This window comes from Ottowia sp. oral taxon 894, assembly GCF_001262075.1.
Lineage (GTDB): Bacteria > Pseudomonadota > Gammaproteobacteria > Burkholderiales > Burkholderiaceae_C > Ottowia > Ottowia massiliensis.
Map to the genome: position 1 here is coordinate 1,584,533 of NZ_CP012073.1, position 16,100 is coordinate 1,600,632.

Consider the following 16,100-nt stretch of genomic DNA (forward strand, 5'->3'; position numbering starts at 1 on the left):
CCCCATCTGACGCCCCATGCAGGCCACGCGCATCATCGCCATCCGCCACGGCGAAACCGACTGGAACCGCGCCAGCCGCATGCAGGGCCATCTGGATGTGCCCCTGAACGCGCACGGCCAGTGGCAGGCGCGGCAAACCGCCCGCGCGCTGGCGGGCGAGAGCGTGGCCGCCGTCTATAGCAGCGATTTGCAGCGCGCCAGCGCCACCGCGCGCGCCATTGCCCAGGCTTGCGGCGCGCCGCTCGTGCTGGAGCCAGGCTTGCGCGAACGCAACCTGGGGCGCTTTCAGGGCTGGACTTTCGAGCAAGTGCAGGCGCAGTTTCCCGAAGAAGCCGCGCGCTGGCGCGGGCGCGACATCACCTACGCCCCTGAAGGCGGCGAAACGCTGACGGACATCCAGCGCCGCATCCTTTCCACCGCCGCCCGTCTGGCCCAAAGGCACGCAGGCGGGCAAATCGTCCTCGTGGGCCACGGCGGCATGCTCGACATGCTCTACCGCCATGCCATGCGCCTGCCCCTGCAAGAGCCGCGCAGCTGGCCGCTGGCCAATGCCGCCATCAACCGCCTGCTTTACACGCCCGAGGGCCTGACCCTCATCGCCTGGGCCGATACTTTCCACTTTGACCAACAGGAACCGCTTGATGAACGCAGCCAGTAATCACCAAAGCCGCTTTGCCGCCCTGCAAGGCCAGAAGCCCGACGCCATTGACACCCCCGCCCTCGTGCTGGATGCCGAAGCCGTCAATCGCAACATGCAGCGCATGGCTGAATTCGCGGCCAAGCACCAAATCAAGCTGCGCCCGCACGCCAAGCTGCACAAAAGCGCCGATATCGCGCGGCTGCAAATGCAGGCGGGCGCCGTCGGCGTGTGCGTGCAAACCGCGGGCGAAGGCGAGGCGCTGGCCGCAGGCGGCGTCAATGACATCTTCATCAGCAACGAAATCGTCTCCCCCGCCAAGCTGCGCCGCGTGGCTGGCCTGGCGCAGCTGCTCAAAAACCGCAGCGGCAAGCTCGCCATTGCCGTGGACAGCGACGAAGGCATTGACCGCCTTGCCCTGGCCATGCAAACCACCAGCGCCGCCATTGACGTGTTCATTGAAATCGACGTCGGCCAGGGCCGCTGCGGCGTTGCGCCCGGCCCTGCCGCCGTCGCCCTGGTCCAGCGCCTGCAAGGCAGCGCCCGCCTGCGCTACGCGGGCCTGCACGCTTACCACGGCGGCGCGCAGCACCTGCGCACCGTGGCCGAGCGCCGCAACGCGATCGGCCAGGCTGCCTTGCGCGTGGCCGCCACGCGCGACGCGCTGGCCCAGGCCAATCTGGCGCCCGCCATCATCACCGGCGGCGGCACCGGCACCTTCGGCCTTGAAGCGGCCAGCGGCCTGTGGAACGAGCTGCAACCCGGCAGCTTCCTGTTCATGGACGCCGACTACGCCCGCAACGAACGCGACAACGCCCAGCCTGCCTTCGAGCAGGCCCTTTTCGTCAAATCGCAAGTCATCAGCGTGCAGGACGGGCACGCCGTCTGCGACGCAGGCTGCAAGAGCATTGCGCTCGACAGCGGCCCGCCCCTCGTGCATGCCCTGCCTGGTCAGCCCGCCCTCATCTACGCCAGCGGCGGCGACGAACACGGCATCCTGCGCCCCGCCACGGCTGGCGGCCCCCTGCCCGCCGTGGGCGACACCGTCTGGCTCATTCCCAGCCACTGCGATCCCACCGTGAACCTGCACGACGCCATGATTGCCGTGCAAGGCGGCCTGGCCGCAGGCGCCGTCTCCGCCGTGGTGCGCGTGGACGCGCGCGGGGCCTGAGAACCTGTTTGGCAAACGGGTTTTAAGTTCCAGGCCGCGCGCCGCAAGCTTGGCGCGGCGGGCCAGAAGGCATCAGAAACAGGAGCAAATATAAAGGGGGCAAAATGCCTTCTGGCGCAGTTTCTTCTAGGACATCACGCTACGAATAAAGGAGCGGAATAAAGGGGCGGAATAGGCCGCTTGGCTGCGGCTTTCGCCCTGCCTGTCCTGATTCGTCTTGCGCGCTTTCGCGGGCCAGCGCGCGGGCAGGCGCTCACGCCGCTGGCAGGCGCAGGCTCATGCGCAGGCCGCCAGCGGGAGATTCGCCCGCCTCGATGCGGCCGCCGTAGGTTTCGGCCATGTCGCGCACGATGTCCAGGCCCAGGCCGGAGCCGGGGCGGTTTTCGTCCAGGCGCGCGCCGCGCTGGAAGATGCGCTGGCGCTGCCCGGCGGGGATGCCGGGGCCGTCGTCGTCCACGGTAATCAGCAGACTGCCGCCTTCGATGGCGGCGGCGGCGGTGATGCGCCGCGCGGCCCATTTGCCGGCGTTGTCCATCAGATTGCCCAGCATTTCGTAGAGGTCTTGCGGCTCGCCCTTGAAGGCCAGGGCCTCGCCGGCCTGCACATCGAAAGTCACGCCGCGCCCGGCGTGCAGGCGCTGCATGGTGCGCGCCAGCGCCTGCATGGCGGGCCGCACGGGGGTGCGCAGGCCGGTGGCGCGGGTGGCGGCGGCGGCGCGCGCGCGGGCCAGGTGGTAGTCCACCTGGCGGCGGGCGTTGTCCACTTGCTCTTGCACCAGGCGGGCCAGCGGCCCGCTTTCGGCGGCGGCGGCGTTGCCCATGATGGACAGGGGCGTGTGCACGGCGTGCGCCAGATTGCCCGCTTGCGTGCGGGCGCGCTGCACCATGCGGGCGTTTTCGCCGAGCACGTGGTTGAACTCGCTGACCAGCGGCTGCACTTCTTGCGGAAAGCGGCCTTGCAGCGCGTCGGCCTCGCCCCGGCGCACGGCGGCCAGGCGCTGGCGCAGCAGGTGCAGCGGGCGCAGCGCCAGATGCAACTGCACGGCCACGGCGGCGGCCAGCCCGGCGGCCAGCGTGCCCAGGGCGATGAGCAGCAGGCGGGTAAAGCCTTGCAGCGGCTCGGCCACCAGGGCGTGGTCGGCCGCCACGGTCAGGCGCAGCGGGGGCGCTTCGTCTTCGGGCAGTTGCAGGATGCGGGTGAGCGCCAGCAGCTGCCGGCCTTGCCCGTCTTGCAGCCGCGCAGCGGCAAAGCTGCCAGCGCCGCCGCCCAAGCCGCCGCCAGAGCCGTCTTGGGCCGATGGCGGCGGGGCCGGGGCCGTGGCGGGCAGGGGCAAGGTCTGGTCCCACAGCGAGCGCGAACGGGCGGCGGCAGGCTGGGTCACGGAGAAAGCGCCATCGCCACGGGCCTGGAGCCGGTCGATTTGCCAATACACGCCCGAAAGCGGGCGCGACAGGCGCGGATCGCCCGGCTCGGGCGCAAGCGTGATGCTGCCGCCGGGCGAGAGATTGACGGCCGCCGAGAGCTGGTCCAGCTGCACCGCCAGCTGCGCCTGCCACTGCGCGGTGATGTGTTCCTGAAACAGATTGCGCAGCCCCCAGCCGGCCAGCGCCAGCGCCAGCGCAATCCACGCCAGCGCGCCCGCCAGCAGCCGCGCGCGCAGGGAACGCAGCCAGCCGCCGCCAGCGGATGACTCATGGGCAGGGCCGGATGGGGCGGCATCAGCCGCAGCGCGCGCGCCGCCCTCGCCCGGCGCGGCCTGGGCCTTGTGCGCTGCGCTCATGCCGCTGGCGCTTCCACCAGCCGGTAGCCCATGCCGCGCACGGTTTCAATCAGGCCGGGCGGCAGCTTTTTGCGCAGGCGGCCCACGAACACTTCGATGGTGTTGGAATCGCGGTCGCCGTCTTGCGGGTAGATGTGCTCCGAAAGCTCGGTGCGCGAGAGCACCTGCCCCTTGCGCTGCATCAGCAGCGACAGCAGCTTGAACTCGTGGCTCGTCAGCGTCAGCGGCATGCCGTCCACCAGCACGCGCGCCTGGCGCGTGTCCAGCAGGATGGGGCCGCAGCGCCACTCGGCGCTGGTGTGCGCACCCGCGCGGCGCAGCAAGGCGCGCAGCCGCGCCAGCAGCTCTTCCATGTGAAAGGGCTTGGCCAGGTAGTCATCCGCGCCTGCGTCAATACCCGCCACCTTCTCGTGCCAGGCGCTGCGGGCCGTGAGAATGAGCACCGGCATGCCGCGCCCCACGCTGCGCCAGTGCCGCAGCACCGTCAGCCCGTCCATGCCCGGCAGGCCCAAATCCAGCACAGCGGCGTCAAACGACTCCACATCGCCCAGGTAGTGCGCCTGCTCGCCGTCGGCCGCTTCTTCCACCGTGTGCCCGGCGGCGGCAATGGCCTGCACCAGCTGCCGGCGCAGCGTGGCTTCGTCTTCCACAACGAGGATGCGCATCTTCAGTCCTTCCTTGACTTTTGCTTGACCTTGAGCACCGCGCCGCTGGCGGCGTCCACCTCCAGCTTCACCACCCGCCCATCGGCTTGCAGCAGGCGGATTTCATAAATCAGCCGCCCGTGCTCGCGCACCAGCTCCACGTTCACGGCCCGGCCCTGAAACTGGCGCTCCACCTGATCGAGCACCACGCGCAGCGGCAAGGCGCGCCCCTGTTCCACGGCGCGGCGGGCGCGGTCGTGATCATCGTCGTCGTCATCATCGTCGTCGTCATCGGCGCGCGCGGGCAGCGCGGCCAGCAGCGTGGCGGCCAGGGCGGAATGCAGGGACTGAAACAGGAAATGGCGGCGCTTCATGGCAGGGCGGATTGTGGGAGTGAGAAACGGCGGCACAGGCAGCAGCACGGGCGCAAGGCGGCGCAAACGCCTTGTGTGTAACCGCAACCGTAACCGCGCGCGCCTGAATGCAGGCTGAACACGCCTTTCAGCCCTGATTCAGCGCAGGCGCTGAAAATGCGCAAACCGTTTGCAAACCGGGCCTGAATGGAAAATGAACGCCTTTTTCACTTTTCATTCGGCGGCGCTTTTGAAAAACAGGCGCTCCGCTTTTGCCGGCCTGCGTATTGAAAACCTGAATGCGGAATGAATAAAACCTTCAGCCTGAATTCAGTCTGGTTTTTCAACAATACGCAGCGCCGCCATTGAGGCGGATTTTCAACCCTTTGATTCATACAGGAGAAACCTTCATGAACGCCACCCGATCCCTCCTCGCCGCAGCCGCCCTCGCCTCGGCCATGCTTGTCGGCGCCAGCGCCCTGGCGCAGGCCGCCCAGCCCGCTGCCCCCCGCGCCGCGCAAGCCACCCAGACCGCCGCGCCCGCCCTGAATATCCGCCAGATTCATGACCGCGTGGAAGCCGCCGGTTACGTGAATATCCGGGAAATCGAGCTGGAAAAATATGGCCATTACAAAGTCAAGGCCCGCAACGCCCAAGGCGGCCGCGTCAAACTGCACGTGAACGCGCAAACCGGTGAAATCGAACGCAACCGCTTTGACGACTGAAAGCCGCCATTTCACTGAACCCCTTTTTCATTCAGCAAAGGAAAATCCATCATGATGACCGCCCGCTTTTTGCGCCCGCTTTTCGCCGCCGCTGCCCTGGCCGCCACGCTCACCGGCGCAGCCGCCCATGCCCAGCAAGCCGCCGCCACGGCGGCGCAGACCGCGCCCGCCGCCGCGCAGCCCATCCTGAACATCGGCCAAATCCATGACAAGCTGCAAGCGGCAGGCTATACCGACATACGCGAAATCGAGCTGGAAAAGCGCGGCTTCTACGAAGTCAAGGCGCGCGACGCGCAGGGCCAGCCCGTCAAGCTCCACGTGAGCGCCGCCACCGGCGAAGTGGACCGCAGCCGCGCGCGCTGAGAACCGGTTCAAAGCGCGCAGAAGGCCGGGCGGGCAAGGCATGCGCAGAGGCCGGAGACGGCGCTTTATTCAGCTCTTTTATTCATAGCAATGCCTCTTGGTGGATATTGCGCAGAACGGCATTTCATGCCCTTCAAATCCGCTCCTGTTTTTAATGCTGCGCTTTGATGTCCGGCGCAGGCGGGGCCGGCGCGGAGGGCTGCCCCGCCTGCCTGCCTGGCCTGCGGCCCTGCGCCACAATGCCGCGCATGACTGAACAACACACCGACAGCGGCCTGGCCGCCCTCATGGACACCCTGGGCCGCCAGGCCCGTGCCGCCGCAGCGCACATGGCCCGCGCCAGCGCCGCCAGCAAAAGCCGCGCCTTGCGCGCGCTGGCGCGGCTGCTGCGCGAAAACGCCGCCGCCTTGCAAGAGGCCAATGCACGCGATCTGGCCCGCGCCAGCGAACTGAGCGCGCCCATGCGCGAGCGCCTCAAGCTCACGCCCGCCATCATCGAAACGGCCGCGCAAGGCTGCGAGCAGCTGGCGGCCATGCCCGACGTGATTGGCGAAATCACCGGCCTGCGCCAGCAGCCCAGCGGCATCCGCGTGGGGCAAATGCGCGTGCCGCTGGGCGTGTTCGGCATGATTTACGAAAGCAGGCCGAACGTGACCATCGAGGCGGCGGCGCTGTCCATCAAAAGCGGCAACGCCTGCATCCTGCGCGGCGGCAGCGAAGCCCTGACGTCCTGCCAGGCGCTGGCTGCCCTGTGCGCGCAGGCGCTGGAAGAAAGCGGCCTGCCCGCGCACGGCGTGCAGCTGGTGCCCACGGCCGATCGCGCCGCCGTGGGCGCGCTCATTGCCATGCCGCAATATGTGGACGTCATCATCCCGCGCGGCGGCCGCAGCCTGATCGAGCGCATCAGCGCCGAAGCCAAAGTGCCCGTCATCAAGCACCTGGACGGCGTGTGCCACACCTACGTGGACGAGCCGTGCGACGAAGACCTGGCCCTGAAAGTGGCCGACAACGCCAAAACCCAGAAATACAGCCCCTGCAACGCCACCGAAACGCTGCTGGTGGCCCGTGGCGTGGCGGCAAGCTTTCTGCCGCGCATGGCCGCCATCTACGCGGCCAAAGGCGTGCTCATGCGCTGCGACGCCGAAAGCCTGGCGCTGCTTGAAAAATGGCGGCAAAGCCTGCCGCCCGGCCAGCCGCAGCCGCAACCACAGCCGCAACTGGCCGCCGCGCAAGAAGAAGACTGGCGCGCCGAATACCTGGCGCCCATCATCGCCATCAAGGTCGTGGCGGGGCTGGATGAAGCCATGGCCCACATCAACCACTACGGCAGCCACCACACCGACGCCATCCTCACCAGCAGCCACGCGCACGCCCAGCGCTTTTTGCGCGAAGTGGACTCGGCCAGCTGCATGGTCAATGCCAGCACGCGCTTTGCCGACGGCTTTGAATACGGCCTGGGCGCGGAAATCGGCATCAGCACCGACAAATTCCACGCGCGCGGCCCCGTGGGCATTGAGGGGCTGACCTCGCTCAAATGGGTGGTGCTGGGCGAAGGGCATATCCGGCAGTGAGCGCGCGCGGCAATCCACAGGCCGTTTTCCGGGTGCTGGAAAGCATAATTTACGCTCCTTGTTTTAGAGCATGACGTCCTAGTGAAACGGGCGCAGGAGCCATTTTCAAGGCGCAAAATTCGCTCCTGTTTTTGATGTGCAGAACTGCGCTGGCAAGCAAAGCGGCGGGGCGGACCTTGAGCCTGGAGCGGCCGGTTCACGGCCTGCCCGCAGGAAGCCGTCCTTTTCGCCGCTTTTTTCGCGCCTGCGGACAGGCGCTTGCAAGACTGCGCACCTGGGAGCCTTTCGCAAAAGGCCGGCATCTCGCGGCCTAGAATGCGCCAGCTGCTGTCTGGCCCCTTTTCCCTTCCTGCCGCGAAAGACCCTGACACATGGTTCCCCACCTCACCACCGCCCTGACCGGGCCGATCAACGAGCTTGAACAACGCATCCTCGACGCCACGCCCGTCATCGAGCGCTGGTTCCGCCTGGAGTGGATGGAGCACACGCCGCCCATTTATTGCGCCGTGGACGTGCGCAACGCCGGCTTCAAGCTCGCGCCCGTGGCGGCCGATCTTTTCCCGGACGGCTGGCAGCACCTGGCCGACAGCATGATGCCTCTGGCGGCGCAGGCGGCGCAGGCGGCCATCGAAAAAATCTGCCCTGAAGCGCGCAACCTGCTCATCATTCCCGAAAACGGCACACCGCAGCCGGACTACCTGGCCGGACTGGAGCGCCTGCGCGACATCTTCCGCATGGCGGGCCTGAACGTGCGCTACGGCTCCATCGACCCGGCCATTGCCAGCGCGGCCAGCTACGCCGCCGCCGATGGCCAGCTGCTCACCTTTGAAGCCGCGCAGCGCAGCGCCTACCGGCTGGGGCTGGATCACTTCACCCCCTGCACCATCTTGCTCAACAACCGGCTCAACGCGGGCGCGCCGGGCATTCTGGAAGAGCTGCACGAGCAATACCTGCTGCCGCCCTTGCAGGCGGGCGGCAGCGTGCGGCGCAAGAGCGTGTTCCACCACTGCTATGCCGAGGTGTGCAAGCGCTTTGGCAAGCTCATCGGCATTGACGCCTGGCTGCTCAACCCGCTGTCAGCCGTCACCGGCCCCATTGACCTGCACACGCAGGCCGGGGCCGACCAGCTGCGCGCCGCCGTAGACGCGCTGCTGGCGAAGGTGCGGCGCAAATACAAGGAATACGGCATTCATGAAAAGCCCTTCGCCGTGGTCAAGGCCAATCTGGGTTCCAGCAGCATGCCCGCCATGGCCGTGCATGACGCGCGCGACATCGCCCCCTTGCCCGCGCCCAAGCCAGCCAGGGGCAAGGGCGGCAAGGGCAAGGCCGCTGCGGCGGAGCCGGCCGAATACGTCGTGCAAGAAGGCGTGCTCACGCAAGAGCGGCTGGACAGCGCCACGGCCGAGCCGGTCATCTACACCATTGACCGCTACGTGGTCGGGGGCTTTTACCGCCTGAACGCCGGGCGCGGCTCCGGCGAAGTGCTGGACACGCCCGACGCCCGCCAGCGCCCCCTGGCCCTTGCAGGCAGCGACCACCTGCCCCGCCCCGGCGCCAAACCCGGCGCCAGCGCCCCCAACCGCTTTTACATGTACGGCGTGGCGGCCCGCCTGGCGCTGGTGGCCGTCAGCTACGAGATGGAGTCCACCGACCCCGAGCTGATGGAAGCGTGAGCCGCTGCAAAACGGGGCCGCCGGGGCGGCTCTGAAGAAGCCCGCGCGGCGGCGGCGAAGGAGGAAAGCGGCCTGAATCCGCTCCTTAATCCATAGCATGATGTCCTGGTGGAATGGGCGCGAGAGCGGTTTTATCCCCTTTGAATTCGCTCCTGTTTCTGATGCCTCTTGGCTGGGGCCTGCCCGAAGTCAGGGCGGCAGGGGCTGCCAGCGCACGCGGTGCGCGTCTTCAATGCGGTCCAGCTTCAATTTCAGCTTGCCGGGGGCGGTCACGGGCACGGTGTCCAGATGGCTGATTTCACGCAAGTCCAGCGAGCCGCCCGCCGCGCGAATGCGCAGCGCCTGCACGTGGCGGGCGTTCACCTCGATGTCGGGCTGCTCCAGCCAGCTGCGCGATTCCTCTTCTTCTTTGGGGCACAAGGCAGAGCTGTCCGTGGCGTCGATATGCAGCTGGCCGATGTGTGTTTCGCCCACCACGGCGATGCGCTGGCCGCGCAGCGTCAGGGCGGGCAGCGTGTCTTTTTCTGCCGTGTCCGGCTTTTGACCGCAAGGCTGGCATGACGTGTCAAACAGGCGCAGCGAACAGGCTTGCACTTCAGCCACTTGCATGGGCAAGGCGATCGAGTCCACCATCGGCACGCGCACTTGTTGCGCCGCATCCGCGCGGGGGCGGATGTAGAGGGTGTCGCCTTTGACTTGCAGATCGACCAACGCGCCGGCCTCGCCGCCCACGGCCCGGTCAATCTTGATTTCAGGCGCTTGCGTGGCAGACCATGTCAGCCGGATGCCGGGGACGTAGTAGCGCTCCCCGGTTTGGCTCTGGTCCACCACCACGCGCCGCACGCTTTGCGCCGCGCCTTCGGGCCAGGCCAGGCGCTTTTCGTCAAATGCGTCGGGCATGAGCCACTCGGGCAGGGCAAAGCACAGCCAGAACAGCACGATGGCCGCTGCCAGCAGCGGCGCGGCCAGAGAGCGGGGACGGCCGGGCGCGTTCATGCCAGCTCCTTTTCGCGCAAGGCGCGCCAGCTTGCCAGCCACAGCAGCGCGGGCACGCCCAGCCAGAAGGCCGTCGCCAGCAGGCTGGCCCACAAGGGCAGCGGGCGCGAGCGCAGCCAGGCGTCAAACAGCACGTAGTCCCATCTGGAACTGTTGCCCAGGCCCGCCAGCAGCACCAGCGTGATCAGGCCCAGCGCAATGAGCAGCAGCAGCGCGCGCAGCGCCGCATGGCGGCCAAACCAGGTGAGCGTGGCCGCCGCGTAGCCCATGAGCGCGGCATAGGCCAGCGCCAGCATGCCCTGCGCCACCAGGCCAGGCGCGTTTTTCAGCTGGCGCAAGGGCACAAACAGGGCGTAGTCGGCCGCATCGGGCGGGCGGCTCCAGTTGCCGCCGTGCCGCAGCATGTCTTCATACGCGCCCACGGCCAGCCCGTAGCCCACTTGCGCCGCCACGCCATACACCACGGCAAACACGGCGCTGTAAATCAGCGGCCAGACCAGCAGCGCCAGCAGCGCAGCCAGCAGCCATTTCTCGAAAACGGCGGCGGGCCGCATCAGATACACCAGCGCCGCCTCGCGCGAGCGCCACACGCCATGCAAACGGTGCGCCGCCAGATAGCCCGACAGCAGCAGGCCGGTGTAATAAAAGCCGGCTTGCGAACCGGATTGCATGCCGTGGCCGTAAGAGCTGACCGACAGCGCCATGACGGCCAGCAGCGCCAGCAGCACGCCCAGCGCCAGCGCCGCCACGGCCCAGCCGCGCCCATGCTCGCGCGCGTATTGGCGCGCCAGCCGCGCAAAGCGCCGGGGGCTGAAAAATGCCTGCTTCATGGCTGCGTCTCCTCTTGCGGCCAATGCCCTTGGGGCGGCTCGCCGGTTTCAGCGCCTTCATCGCCTATGGCCGCCAGCAGCGCCTGCGGCGCCAGGCTCAGCGCCTTGTAAAGCAGCTCCAGCTGCACGGGCGCGGCGGGCGCGTCAGGCGCTGCCGCTGGCTCGCGGCGCGCCACCCAGGCCCAGGGCGTGCGGGGCGATGGCGCGCCCAGCGGCTCGCGATGCAGCGTGGCGGCGGGCAAATCGGCCTCGCTGGCGGCCACGCCCATGTGCAGGCACTGCGCCAGGCGGGCCATGCTGGCGTCCAGCACGATGCGGCCCTGATCCATGAACCACAAATGGTTCAGCACGCTTTCCAGGTCATGCGCCTGATGCGTGCTGATGATGACCGTGCGCCACGCCTGCTCGGGCCGCGCCATGAGCGCGCGAAACTGCGCGCGGCTGACGATATCCAGCCCGTTGGTCGGCTCGTCCATCAGCAGCAGCGGCGTTTGCGCCGCCAGCGCAAAGGCGATGGCCGCCTTCTTTTTCTGCCCCAGGCTCATGCCCGCGAAAGGCTGCGCCAGCGGCACCTGCAACGCTTGCAGGCAGGCGGCATACAGCGCCGCGTCAAAGCGCGGCCAAAAACCGCCTTCCGTGCGCTGAAGCTCCAGCGGCGTGAGATTGGGCAGATGAAACTCCTCCGGCAGCAGATACACCTGCGCCAGAAACTGCGGCAGCCGCTGGCGCGGCACAAACCCCAGCGCCCGCACCTGCCCGCGCTGCGGCGCCAGCAGCCCCGCCAGCAGCTTCAGCAAAGTGGATTTGCCGCAGCCATTGCGCCCGAACAGGCCATAGACGCCCGGCTGGCGCGCCCGCACCGACAGCCCCTGATACAGCGGCTGCCGCCCCCAGGCAAAGTGCAGGCGCTGCACCGAAACGGGTTCTTCAGCAGGTGGGGGCGATGTCGCGGCGGGCATGGCGGTCAGCGGGAAACAAGGCCCGGCACTATATCGCGCCAGGCATCACAAAAACAGGAGCAAAATAATGGTACAAAAAGACCGCCTTGCGCAGTTTCCACTAGGACGTCATGCTATGAATCAAGGAGCGAAATAAGCCCCTTTTCAGCCCCCTTTTCAGCCAGCCATGCGCCATTCGCTACCCTGCCGCCCATCTTCTTGCTCCCTTTCTTGCCCCCTTCCTTGCCGTCATGTCCGCACCTGACCGCTATGCCGTCATCGGCCACCCCATCGGCCACAGCCTCTCGCCGCAAATTCACGCCCTGTTCGCCCGCGCCACGGGGCAGCGCATGACGTATGAGGCCATAGACGGCGGCGCGCAGCCCGGCGGCTTTGAGGCTGCACTGGCCGCCTTCATCGCCGCTGGCGGGCGCGGCCTGAACGTGACGCTGCCCTTCAAGCTGCGCGCCCTGGCCGCCGCCCACGCCGCCAGCGACGAGGCCCGCCTGGCCGGCGCGGCCAACACCTTGCGTTTTGACGCCGCAGGCCGCATCGAAGCGCACAACACCGACGGCGCAGGCCTGGTGCGCGACATCACCGCGCGCTTGCGCCAGCCCTTGCAAGGCCAGCGCGTGCTGTTGCTGGGCGCAGGCGGCGCAGCGCGCGGCGCACTGCTGCCGCTGGCCCGCGCGGGCATTGCCTGCCTGCGCATTGCCAACCGCAGCGCGGACAAGGCCGAAGCGCTGGCCGCCGAATTCGCCCCGCGCCTGCCTGGCTGCCCCGTGCGCGGCATGGGGCTGGAGCAGCTGGCGGCGCTGTCTGCGCCGCATGAGGGCTTTGACATCGTGATCAACGCCACCTCGGCCTCGCTGGCCGCGCAGTCGCCTGCCGTGCCCGCCGCGCTGCTGGCCGCCGCTGCCCTGGCGTACGACATGGTTTATGGCGCGGCCCCCACGCCCTTCATGCAGGCCGCCCGCGCGGCAGGCTGCCCGCGCCAGTCGGACGGCCTGGGCATGCTCGTGGAGCAGGCCGCCGAATCCTTTGCCTGGTGGCGCGGCCTGCGGCCTGACACCAGCGCAGCGCTCGACGCCGTGCGCGCCGCCTTGCAGGCGCAGCAGCGCGGCGCGGCGGCAGATCAGCGGCCATAGCAGCCCATCCATCAAGGCCGTCTGGCGCGGCGGAACACGCGCCAGACATGCGCCAGCAAGGCCGGAATCACTTCTGAAACAGGAGCAAATCCAGGACCTGAAAAATGGCATTTGCGCACGCTTCACTAGGGCGTAATGCTACTAATCAAATAGCAGGAATCAGTCCGCTACAGCAGCCCTGCGCCAGCTCCGGCGGGCGGTTTGCCCCCCCGGGCCGCCAGGCCAGGCGGGCTGCGCCAGGCCGCCCTTGCGTCGCTATGCTTGCCGCCCTTGCTTCTTTCTGTTTCAAGCCCCAACACCCAAACACAAGACATGACCCAGCCCAAAGTCCTGAACGTCGGCGGCAACTCCAAAGCCATTGCCCTGCCGCCCATTTTTGACGGCTACGAGCATCTGCTGCTGGACATAGACCCCACCGGCAAGCCCGATTTGCTGTGCGATGCACGCGAGCTGACCAGCACGCCCGCCGCCCAGTACGACGCCGTTTACTGCTCCCACAACCTGGAGCACTACTTCCGCCACGACGTGCCCAGGGTGCTGGCGGGCTTCATCCACGTGCTCAAGCCGCAGGGTTTTGCCTTCATCCGCGTGCCTGACATTCAGGAAGTGATGCGCATCGCCGTCGAGCGCCGCCTGGAGCCGGACGATGTGCTCTACCAAAGCGCCAGCGGCCCCATTCAGGTGCTGGACGTGCTCTACGGCTGGGGCGCGCAGATCGCCCGCAGCGGCGTGGACTTTTTCGCCCACAAAACCGGCTTCAGCCCCGCGCTGATGAACAAGACGCTGCGCGCCGCAGGCTTTGCCAACGTGTACATCGCCACAGGCAATCTGGAAGTGGGCGCGCTGGCCTTTCTGCAGCCGCCCGACGCCGCCACGCGCCAGAAGCTGGGCCTGCCAGCCAGCGGTTGAGCCGTATCTTGTGCTCCTTTATCCGTAGCGCAACGTCCTAGTAGAAGCTGCGCGGAGCGGCATTTCGGCCCCCTGATATTTGCTCCTGTTTCTGGGGCAAGGCAGGCGGGCTGGACGCGAGCAGGCGCTCAGCCCACGCGCCGCCAGGCCAGCGCCTCGCCCGCGCGCAGGGGCTTGAGCGAGCCTTCGCCCCAGGCGAAGCTCTCGGGCGCCGTCCAGCTCTCGCGCGCGAGCGTGATCTGGCTGCTGTTGCGCGGCAGGCCGTAAAAGTCTGGCCCGTGGAAGCTGGCGAAGGCTTCCAGGCGGTGCAGCGCGCCTGCGGCTTCAAAGGCTTCGGCATACATCTCCAGCGCGGCGTAGGCGGTGTAGCAGCCCGCGCAGCCGCTGGCGCACTCTTTCAGATGCGCGGCGTGGGGGGCCGAGTCGGTGCCCAGGAAAAAGCGCGGGTTGCCGCTGGTGGCCGCTTGCAGCAGCGCCTGGCGGTGCTCCTCGCGCTTGAGCACGGGCAGGCAGTAGTAATGCGGGCGGATGCCGCCAGTGAAGATGGCGTTGCGGTTGTAGAGCAGGTGGTGGGCGGTGATGGTGGCGGCCAGCCCTTCATCAGCCTGCGCCACGTATTGGGCGGCGTCTTGGGTGGTGATGTGCTCGAACACGATGGGCAGCGCCGGAAAGTCGCGCCGCAGCGGCGCGAGCACGCGTTCGATGAAGACGGCCTCGCGATCGAACAAGTCCACGGCCGGGTCGGTCACTTCGCCGTGCATGAGCAGCTTCAGGCCCAGGCGCTGCATGGCCTCCAGCGCGGGCCAGGTCTTGCGCAGATCGGTCACGCCCGCGTCGCTGTTGGTGGTGGCGCCGGCGGGGTAGAGCTTGAGGGCGTGTATGCCGGCTTCGCGCGCGCGCTCGATCTCCGCAGGCGGGGTGTTGTCGGTCAGATAAAGCGTCATCAGCGGCTCGAAGGCTGCGCCTTCAGGCAGGGCTTGCAGGATGCGCTCGCGGTAGGCCCGCGCCTGCGCGACGGTGGTCACGGGCGGGCGCAGATTGGGCATGATGATGGCGCGGCCAAACTGCGCGGCGGCATGCCGCATCAGCAGCGGCAGCACGGCGCCATCGCGCACGTGCAAGTGCCAATCATCGGGGCGGGTCAGAGTCAGGGTTGCGGGGGCAGTCATGGCGCGGGATTGTCCACGGGCCACGGCAGGCCGGAGGCCATGAATCAATAGGGCGCGCCGCTTTTGAGCAGCCGGGCGGCTTCGCGGGCGAAGTAGGTGAGCACGCCATCGGCGCCGGCGCGCTTGAAGGCCAGCAGGCTTTCAAGCATGGCGGCGTCGTGCGCGAGCCAGCCGTTTTGGGCGGCGGCCTTGAGCATGGCGTATTCGCCGCTGACCTGGTAGGCAAAAGTGGGCATGGCGAATTCGTCTTTCACGCGGCGCAGCACGTCCAGATACGGCAGGCCGGGCTTGACCATGACCATGTCGGCGCCTTCGGCAATGTCCAGCGCCACTTCGCGCAGCGCCTCGTTGCTGTTGGCCGGATCCATCTGATAGACCTTTTTGTTGCTTTTGCCCAGGCTGGCGGCGCTGCCCACGGCATCGCGGAAAGGGCCGTAGAAGGCGCTGGCGTATTTGGCGCTGTAGGCCATGATGCGGGTGTGAACGTGGCCGGCGGCTTCCAGCGCCTGGCGCACCGCGCCGATGCGGCCATCCATCATGTCGCTGGGCGCAACGATGTCCGCGCCCGCTGCGGCATGTGCCAAGGCCTGCTTCACGAGCTGGGCGACGGTGGGGTCGTTGAGGATGTAGCCGCTTTCATCGAGCAGGCCGTCCTGGCCGTGGCTGGTGTAGGGGTCTAGCGCCACATCGGTCATCACGCCCAGCTCGGGAAAGCGCGCCTTCAGGCCGCGCACGGCGGCGGGAATGAGGCCCTCGGGGTTGGCGGCTTCGCTGCCTTGCGCGTCTTTCAGGCTGGCGTCAATCACGGGGAAAAGGGCCAGCGCCGGGATGCCCAGCGCCAGGCATTCCTCGGCCACGGGCAGCAGCAAATCGAGCGAGAGGCGCTCCACGCCGGGCATGGAGGGCACGGCCTCGCGGCGGCCCTGGCCTTGCAGCACAAACACGGGGTAGATGAAGTCATCGGCGCTCAAGCGGTTTTCGCGCACCAGGCGGCGGGTGAAGTCATCGCGGCGCAGGCGGCGCGGGCGGCCTGCGGGAAAGGAGGCGTAGGGAGTGCTCATGGCCGCGAATTATCTGCTTGCGCGACAGGCGTTTGGCGAAACACGGGCGGGGCAGATAGAATGCGCGGTTCCGTTTGGCCCGCACGGGCGCTTTCCAAACGGAGCTTTTCATTTCACTGAGAGGATTTTTTC

At 67.8% G+C, this 16,100-nt stretch carries 16 protein-coding genes; 8 read left to right on the plus strand and 8 right to left on the minus strand.

Features of this window, described 5'->3' with window-relative positions; all coding sequences use genetic code 11:
- Positions 1-16: 16 nt before the first annotated feature.
- Positions 17-658: a histidine phosphatase family protein gene (locus ADJ79_RS06800; RefSeq protein WP_050715328.1), complete on the plus strand. Its 642-nt coding sequence runs from the start codon at positions 17-19 to the stop codon at positions 656-658.
- Positions 642-1,808 carry a DSD1 family PLP-dependent enzyme gene (locus tag ADJ79_RS06805; protein WP_050715329.1) on the plus strand — a complete coding sequence of 389 codons (1,167 nt, stop codon included), beginning with the start codon at positions 642-644 and terminating at the stop codon, positions 1,806-1,808. The genes ADJ79_RS06800 and ADJ79_RS06805 overlap by 17 nt, the downstream gene beginning before the upstream one ends.
- A gap of 253 nt (positions 1,809-2,061) precedes the next feature.
- Here ADJ79_RS06805 and ADJ79_RS06810 read toward each other — a convergent pair whose 3' ends face one another.
- From ADJ79_RS06810 to ADJ79_RS06820, 3 genes are read right to left on the minus strand one after another with little or no spacing between them, the layout of a single operon-like run.
- Complete coding sequence (locus tag ADJ79_RS06810) at positions 2,062-3,588, minus strand: sensor histidine kinase (RefSeq protein WP_082203171.1); 1,527 nt, start codon at positions 3,586-3,588, stop codon at positions 2,062-2,064.
- On the minus strand, positions 3,585-4,253 hold the full coding sequence (locus ADJ79_RS06815) for a response regulator transcription factor (RefSeq protein ID WP_050715330.1): 669 nt from the start codon (positions 4,251-4,253) through the stop codon (positions 3,585-3,587). Before ADJ79_RS06815 ends, ADJ79_RS06810 begins: the two co-directional genes overlap by 4 nt.
- A 2-nt stretch (positions 4,254-4,255) precedes the next feature.
- Positions 4,256-4,606, minus strand: coding sequence for a PepSY domain-containing protein (locus tag ADJ79_RS06820; protein ID WP_216597108.1), 351 nt, complete (start codon positions 4,604-4,606; stop codon positions 4,256-4,258).
- A gap of 389 nt (positions 4,607-4,995) precedes the next feature.
- On the opposite strand from ADJ79_RS06820, the gene ADJ79_RS06825 reads away from it, so the two are divergent.
- From ADJ79_RS06825 to gshA, 4 genes are all read left to right on the plus strand, one after another.
- The gene (locus ADJ79_RS06825; protein ID WP_050715332.1) at positions 4,996-5,310 is read left to right on the plus strand and encodes a PepSY domain-containing protein; all 315 of its coding nucleotides are present in this window, start codon (positions 4,996-4,998) and stop codon (positions 5,308-5,310) included.
- 51 nt (positions 5,311-5,361) lie between these two features.
- Complete coding sequence (locus ADJ79_RS06830; RefSeq protein WP_253273795.1) at positions 5,362-5,673, plus strand: PepSY domain-containing protein; 312 nt, start codon at positions 5,362-5,364, stop codon at positions 5,671-5,673.
- Between the two features lie 287 nt (positions 5,674-5,960).
- Positions 5,961-7,244 (plus strand): glutamate-5-semialdehyde dehydrogenase, encoded by a 1,284-nt coding sequence (locus tag ADJ79_RS06835; RefSeq protein WP_156304269.1) that lies wholly within the window; start codon positions 5,961-5,963, stop codon positions 7,242-7,244.
- A 371-nt stretch (positions 7,245-7,615) separates the two neighbouring features.
- Positions 7,616-8,917: a glutamate--cysteine ligase gene (gene gshA / locus ADJ79_RS06840; protein WP_050715333.1), complete on the plus strand. Its 1,302-nt coding sequence runs from the start codon at positions 7,616-7,618 to the stop codon at positions 8,915-8,917.
- Between the two features lie 189 nt (positions 8,918-9,106).
- Here gshA and ADJ79_RS06845 read toward each other — a convergent pair whose 3' ends face one another.
- From ADJ79_RS06845 to ADJ79_RS06855, 3 genes are read right to left on the minus strand one after another with little or no spacing between them, the layout of a single operon-like run.
- Positions 9,107-9,913: a hypothetical protein gene (locus ADJ79_RS06845; RefSeq protein WP_050715334.1), complete on the minus strand. Its 807-nt coding sequence runs from the start codon at positions 9,911-9,913 to the stop codon at positions 9,107-9,109.
- The gene (locus ADJ79_RS06850; protein WP_050715335.1) at positions 9,910-10,743 is read right to left on the minus strand and encodes a hypothetical protein; all 834 of its coding nucleotides are present in this window, start codon (positions 10,741-10,743) and stop codon (positions 9,910-9,912) included. The genes ADJ79_RS06845 and ADJ79_RS06850 overlap by 4 nt, the downstream gene beginning before the upstream one ends.
- A complete protein-coding gene (locus tag ADJ79_RS06855) occupies positions 10,740-11,702 on the minus strand; it encodes an ATP-binding cassette domain-containing protein (protein WP_082203172.1) in 963 nt (320 codons plus the stop codon). Before ADJ79_RS06855 ends, ADJ79_RS06850 begins: the two co-directional genes overlap by 4 nt.
- 230 nt (positions 11,703-11,932) lie before the next feature.
- On the opposite strand from ADJ79_RS06855, the gene aroE reads away from it, so the two are divergent.
- Both aroE and ADJ79_RS06865 read left to right on the plus strand, forming a co-directional pair.
- A complete protein-coding gene (gene aroE / locus ADJ79_RS06860) occupies positions 11,933-12,829 on the plus strand; it encodes a shikimate dehydrogenase (protein WP_050715336.1) in 897 nt (298 codons plus the stop codon).
- Positions 12,830-13,141: 312 nt separating this feature from the next.
- On the plus strand, positions 13,142-13,738 hold the full coding sequence (locus tag ADJ79_RS06865; RefSeq protein ID WP_050715337.1) for a class I SAM-dependent methyltransferase: 597 nt from the start codon (positions 13,142-13,144) through the stop codon (positions 13,736-13,738).
- A 128-nt stretch (positions 13,739-13,866) separates the two neighbouring features.
- On the opposite strand, the gene pyrC is transcribed toward ADJ79_RS06865, so the two are convergent.
- Positions 13,867-14,907 carry a dihydroorotase gene (gene pyrC, locus ADJ79_RS06870; protein ID WP_050715338.1) on the minus strand — a complete coding sequence of 347 codons (1,041 nt, stop codon included), beginning with the start codon at positions 14,905-14,907 and terminating at the stop codon, positions 13,867-13,869.
- A 44-nt stretch (positions 14,908-14,951) separates the two neighbouring features.
- Positions 14,952-15,968: a porphobilinogen synthase gene (hemB, locus tag ADJ79_RS06875; protein WP_050715339.1), complete on the minus strand. Its 1,017-nt coding sequence runs from the start codon at positions 15,966-15,968 to the stop codon at positions 14,952-14,954.
- Between the last annotated feature and the right edge of the window lie 132 nt (positions 15,969-16,100).

Bases quoted from the DNA above. Each gene is read 5' to 3' on its own strand.
- ADJ79_RS06800 (WP_050715328.1), top strand. From the start codon at position 17: ATGCAGGCCACGCGCATCATCGCCATCCGCCACGGCGAAACCGACTGG.
- ADJ79_RS06805 (WP_050715329.1), top strand. From the start codon at position 642: ATGAACGCAGCCAGTAATCACCAAAGCCGCTTTGCCGCCCTGCAAGGC.
- ADJ79_RS06810 (WP_082203171.1), bottom strand. From the start codon at position 3,588: ATGAGCGCAGCGCACAAGGCCCAGGCCGCGCCGGGCGAGGGCGGCGCG.
- ADJ79_RS06815 (WP_050715330.1), bottom strand. From the start codon at position 4,253: ATGCGCATCCTCGTTGTGGAAGACGAAGCCACGCTGCGCCGGCAGCTG.
- ADJ79_RS06820 (WP_216597108.1), bottom strand. From the start codon at position 4,606: ATGAAGCGCCGCCATTTCCTGTTTCAGTCCCTGCATTCCGCCCTGGCC.
- ADJ79_RS06825 (WP_050715332.1), top strand. From the start codon at position 4,996: ATGAACGCCACCCGATCCCTCCTCGCCGCAGCCGCCCTCGCCTCGGCC.
- ADJ79_RS06830 (WP_253273795.1), top strand. From the start codon at position 5,362: ATGATGACCGCCCGCTTTTTGCGCCCGCTTTTCGCCGCCGCTGCCCTG.
- ADJ79_RS06835 (WP_156304269.1), top strand. From the start codon at position 5,961: ATGGACACCCTGGGCCGCCAGGCCCGTGCCGCCGCAGCGCACATGGCC.
- gshA (WP_050715333.1), top strand. From the start codon at position 7,616: ATGGTTCCCCACCTCACCACCGCCCTGACCGGGCCGATCAACGAGCTT.
- ADJ79_RS06845 (WP_050715334.1), bottom strand. From the start codon at position 9,913: ATGAACGCGCCCGGCCGTCCCCGCTCTCTGGCCGCGCCGCTGCTGGCA.
- ADJ79_RS06850 (WP_050715335.1), bottom strand. From the start codon at position 10,743: ATGAAGCAGGCATTTTTCAGCCCCCGGCGCTTTGCGCGGCTGGCGCGC.
- ADJ79_RS06855 (WP_082203172.1), bottom strand. From the start codon at position 11,702: ATGCCCGCCGCGACATCGCCCCCACCTGCTGAAGAACCCGTTTCGGTG.
- aroE (WP_050715336.1), top strand. From the start codon at position 11,933: ATGTCCGCACCTGACCGCTATGCCGTCATCGGCCACCCCATCGGCCAC.
- ADJ79_RS06865 (WP_050715337.1), top strand. From the start codon at position 13,142: ATGACCCAGCCCAAAGTCCTGAACGTCGGCGGCAACTCCAAAGCCATT.
- pyrC (WP_050715338.1), bottom strand. From the start codon at position 14,907: ATGACTGCCCCCGCAACCCTGACTCTGACCCGCCCCGATGATTGGCAC.
- hemB (WP_050715339.1), bottom strand. From the start codon at position 15,968: ATGAGCACTCCCTACGCCTCCTTTCCCGCAGGCCGCCCGCGCCGCCTG.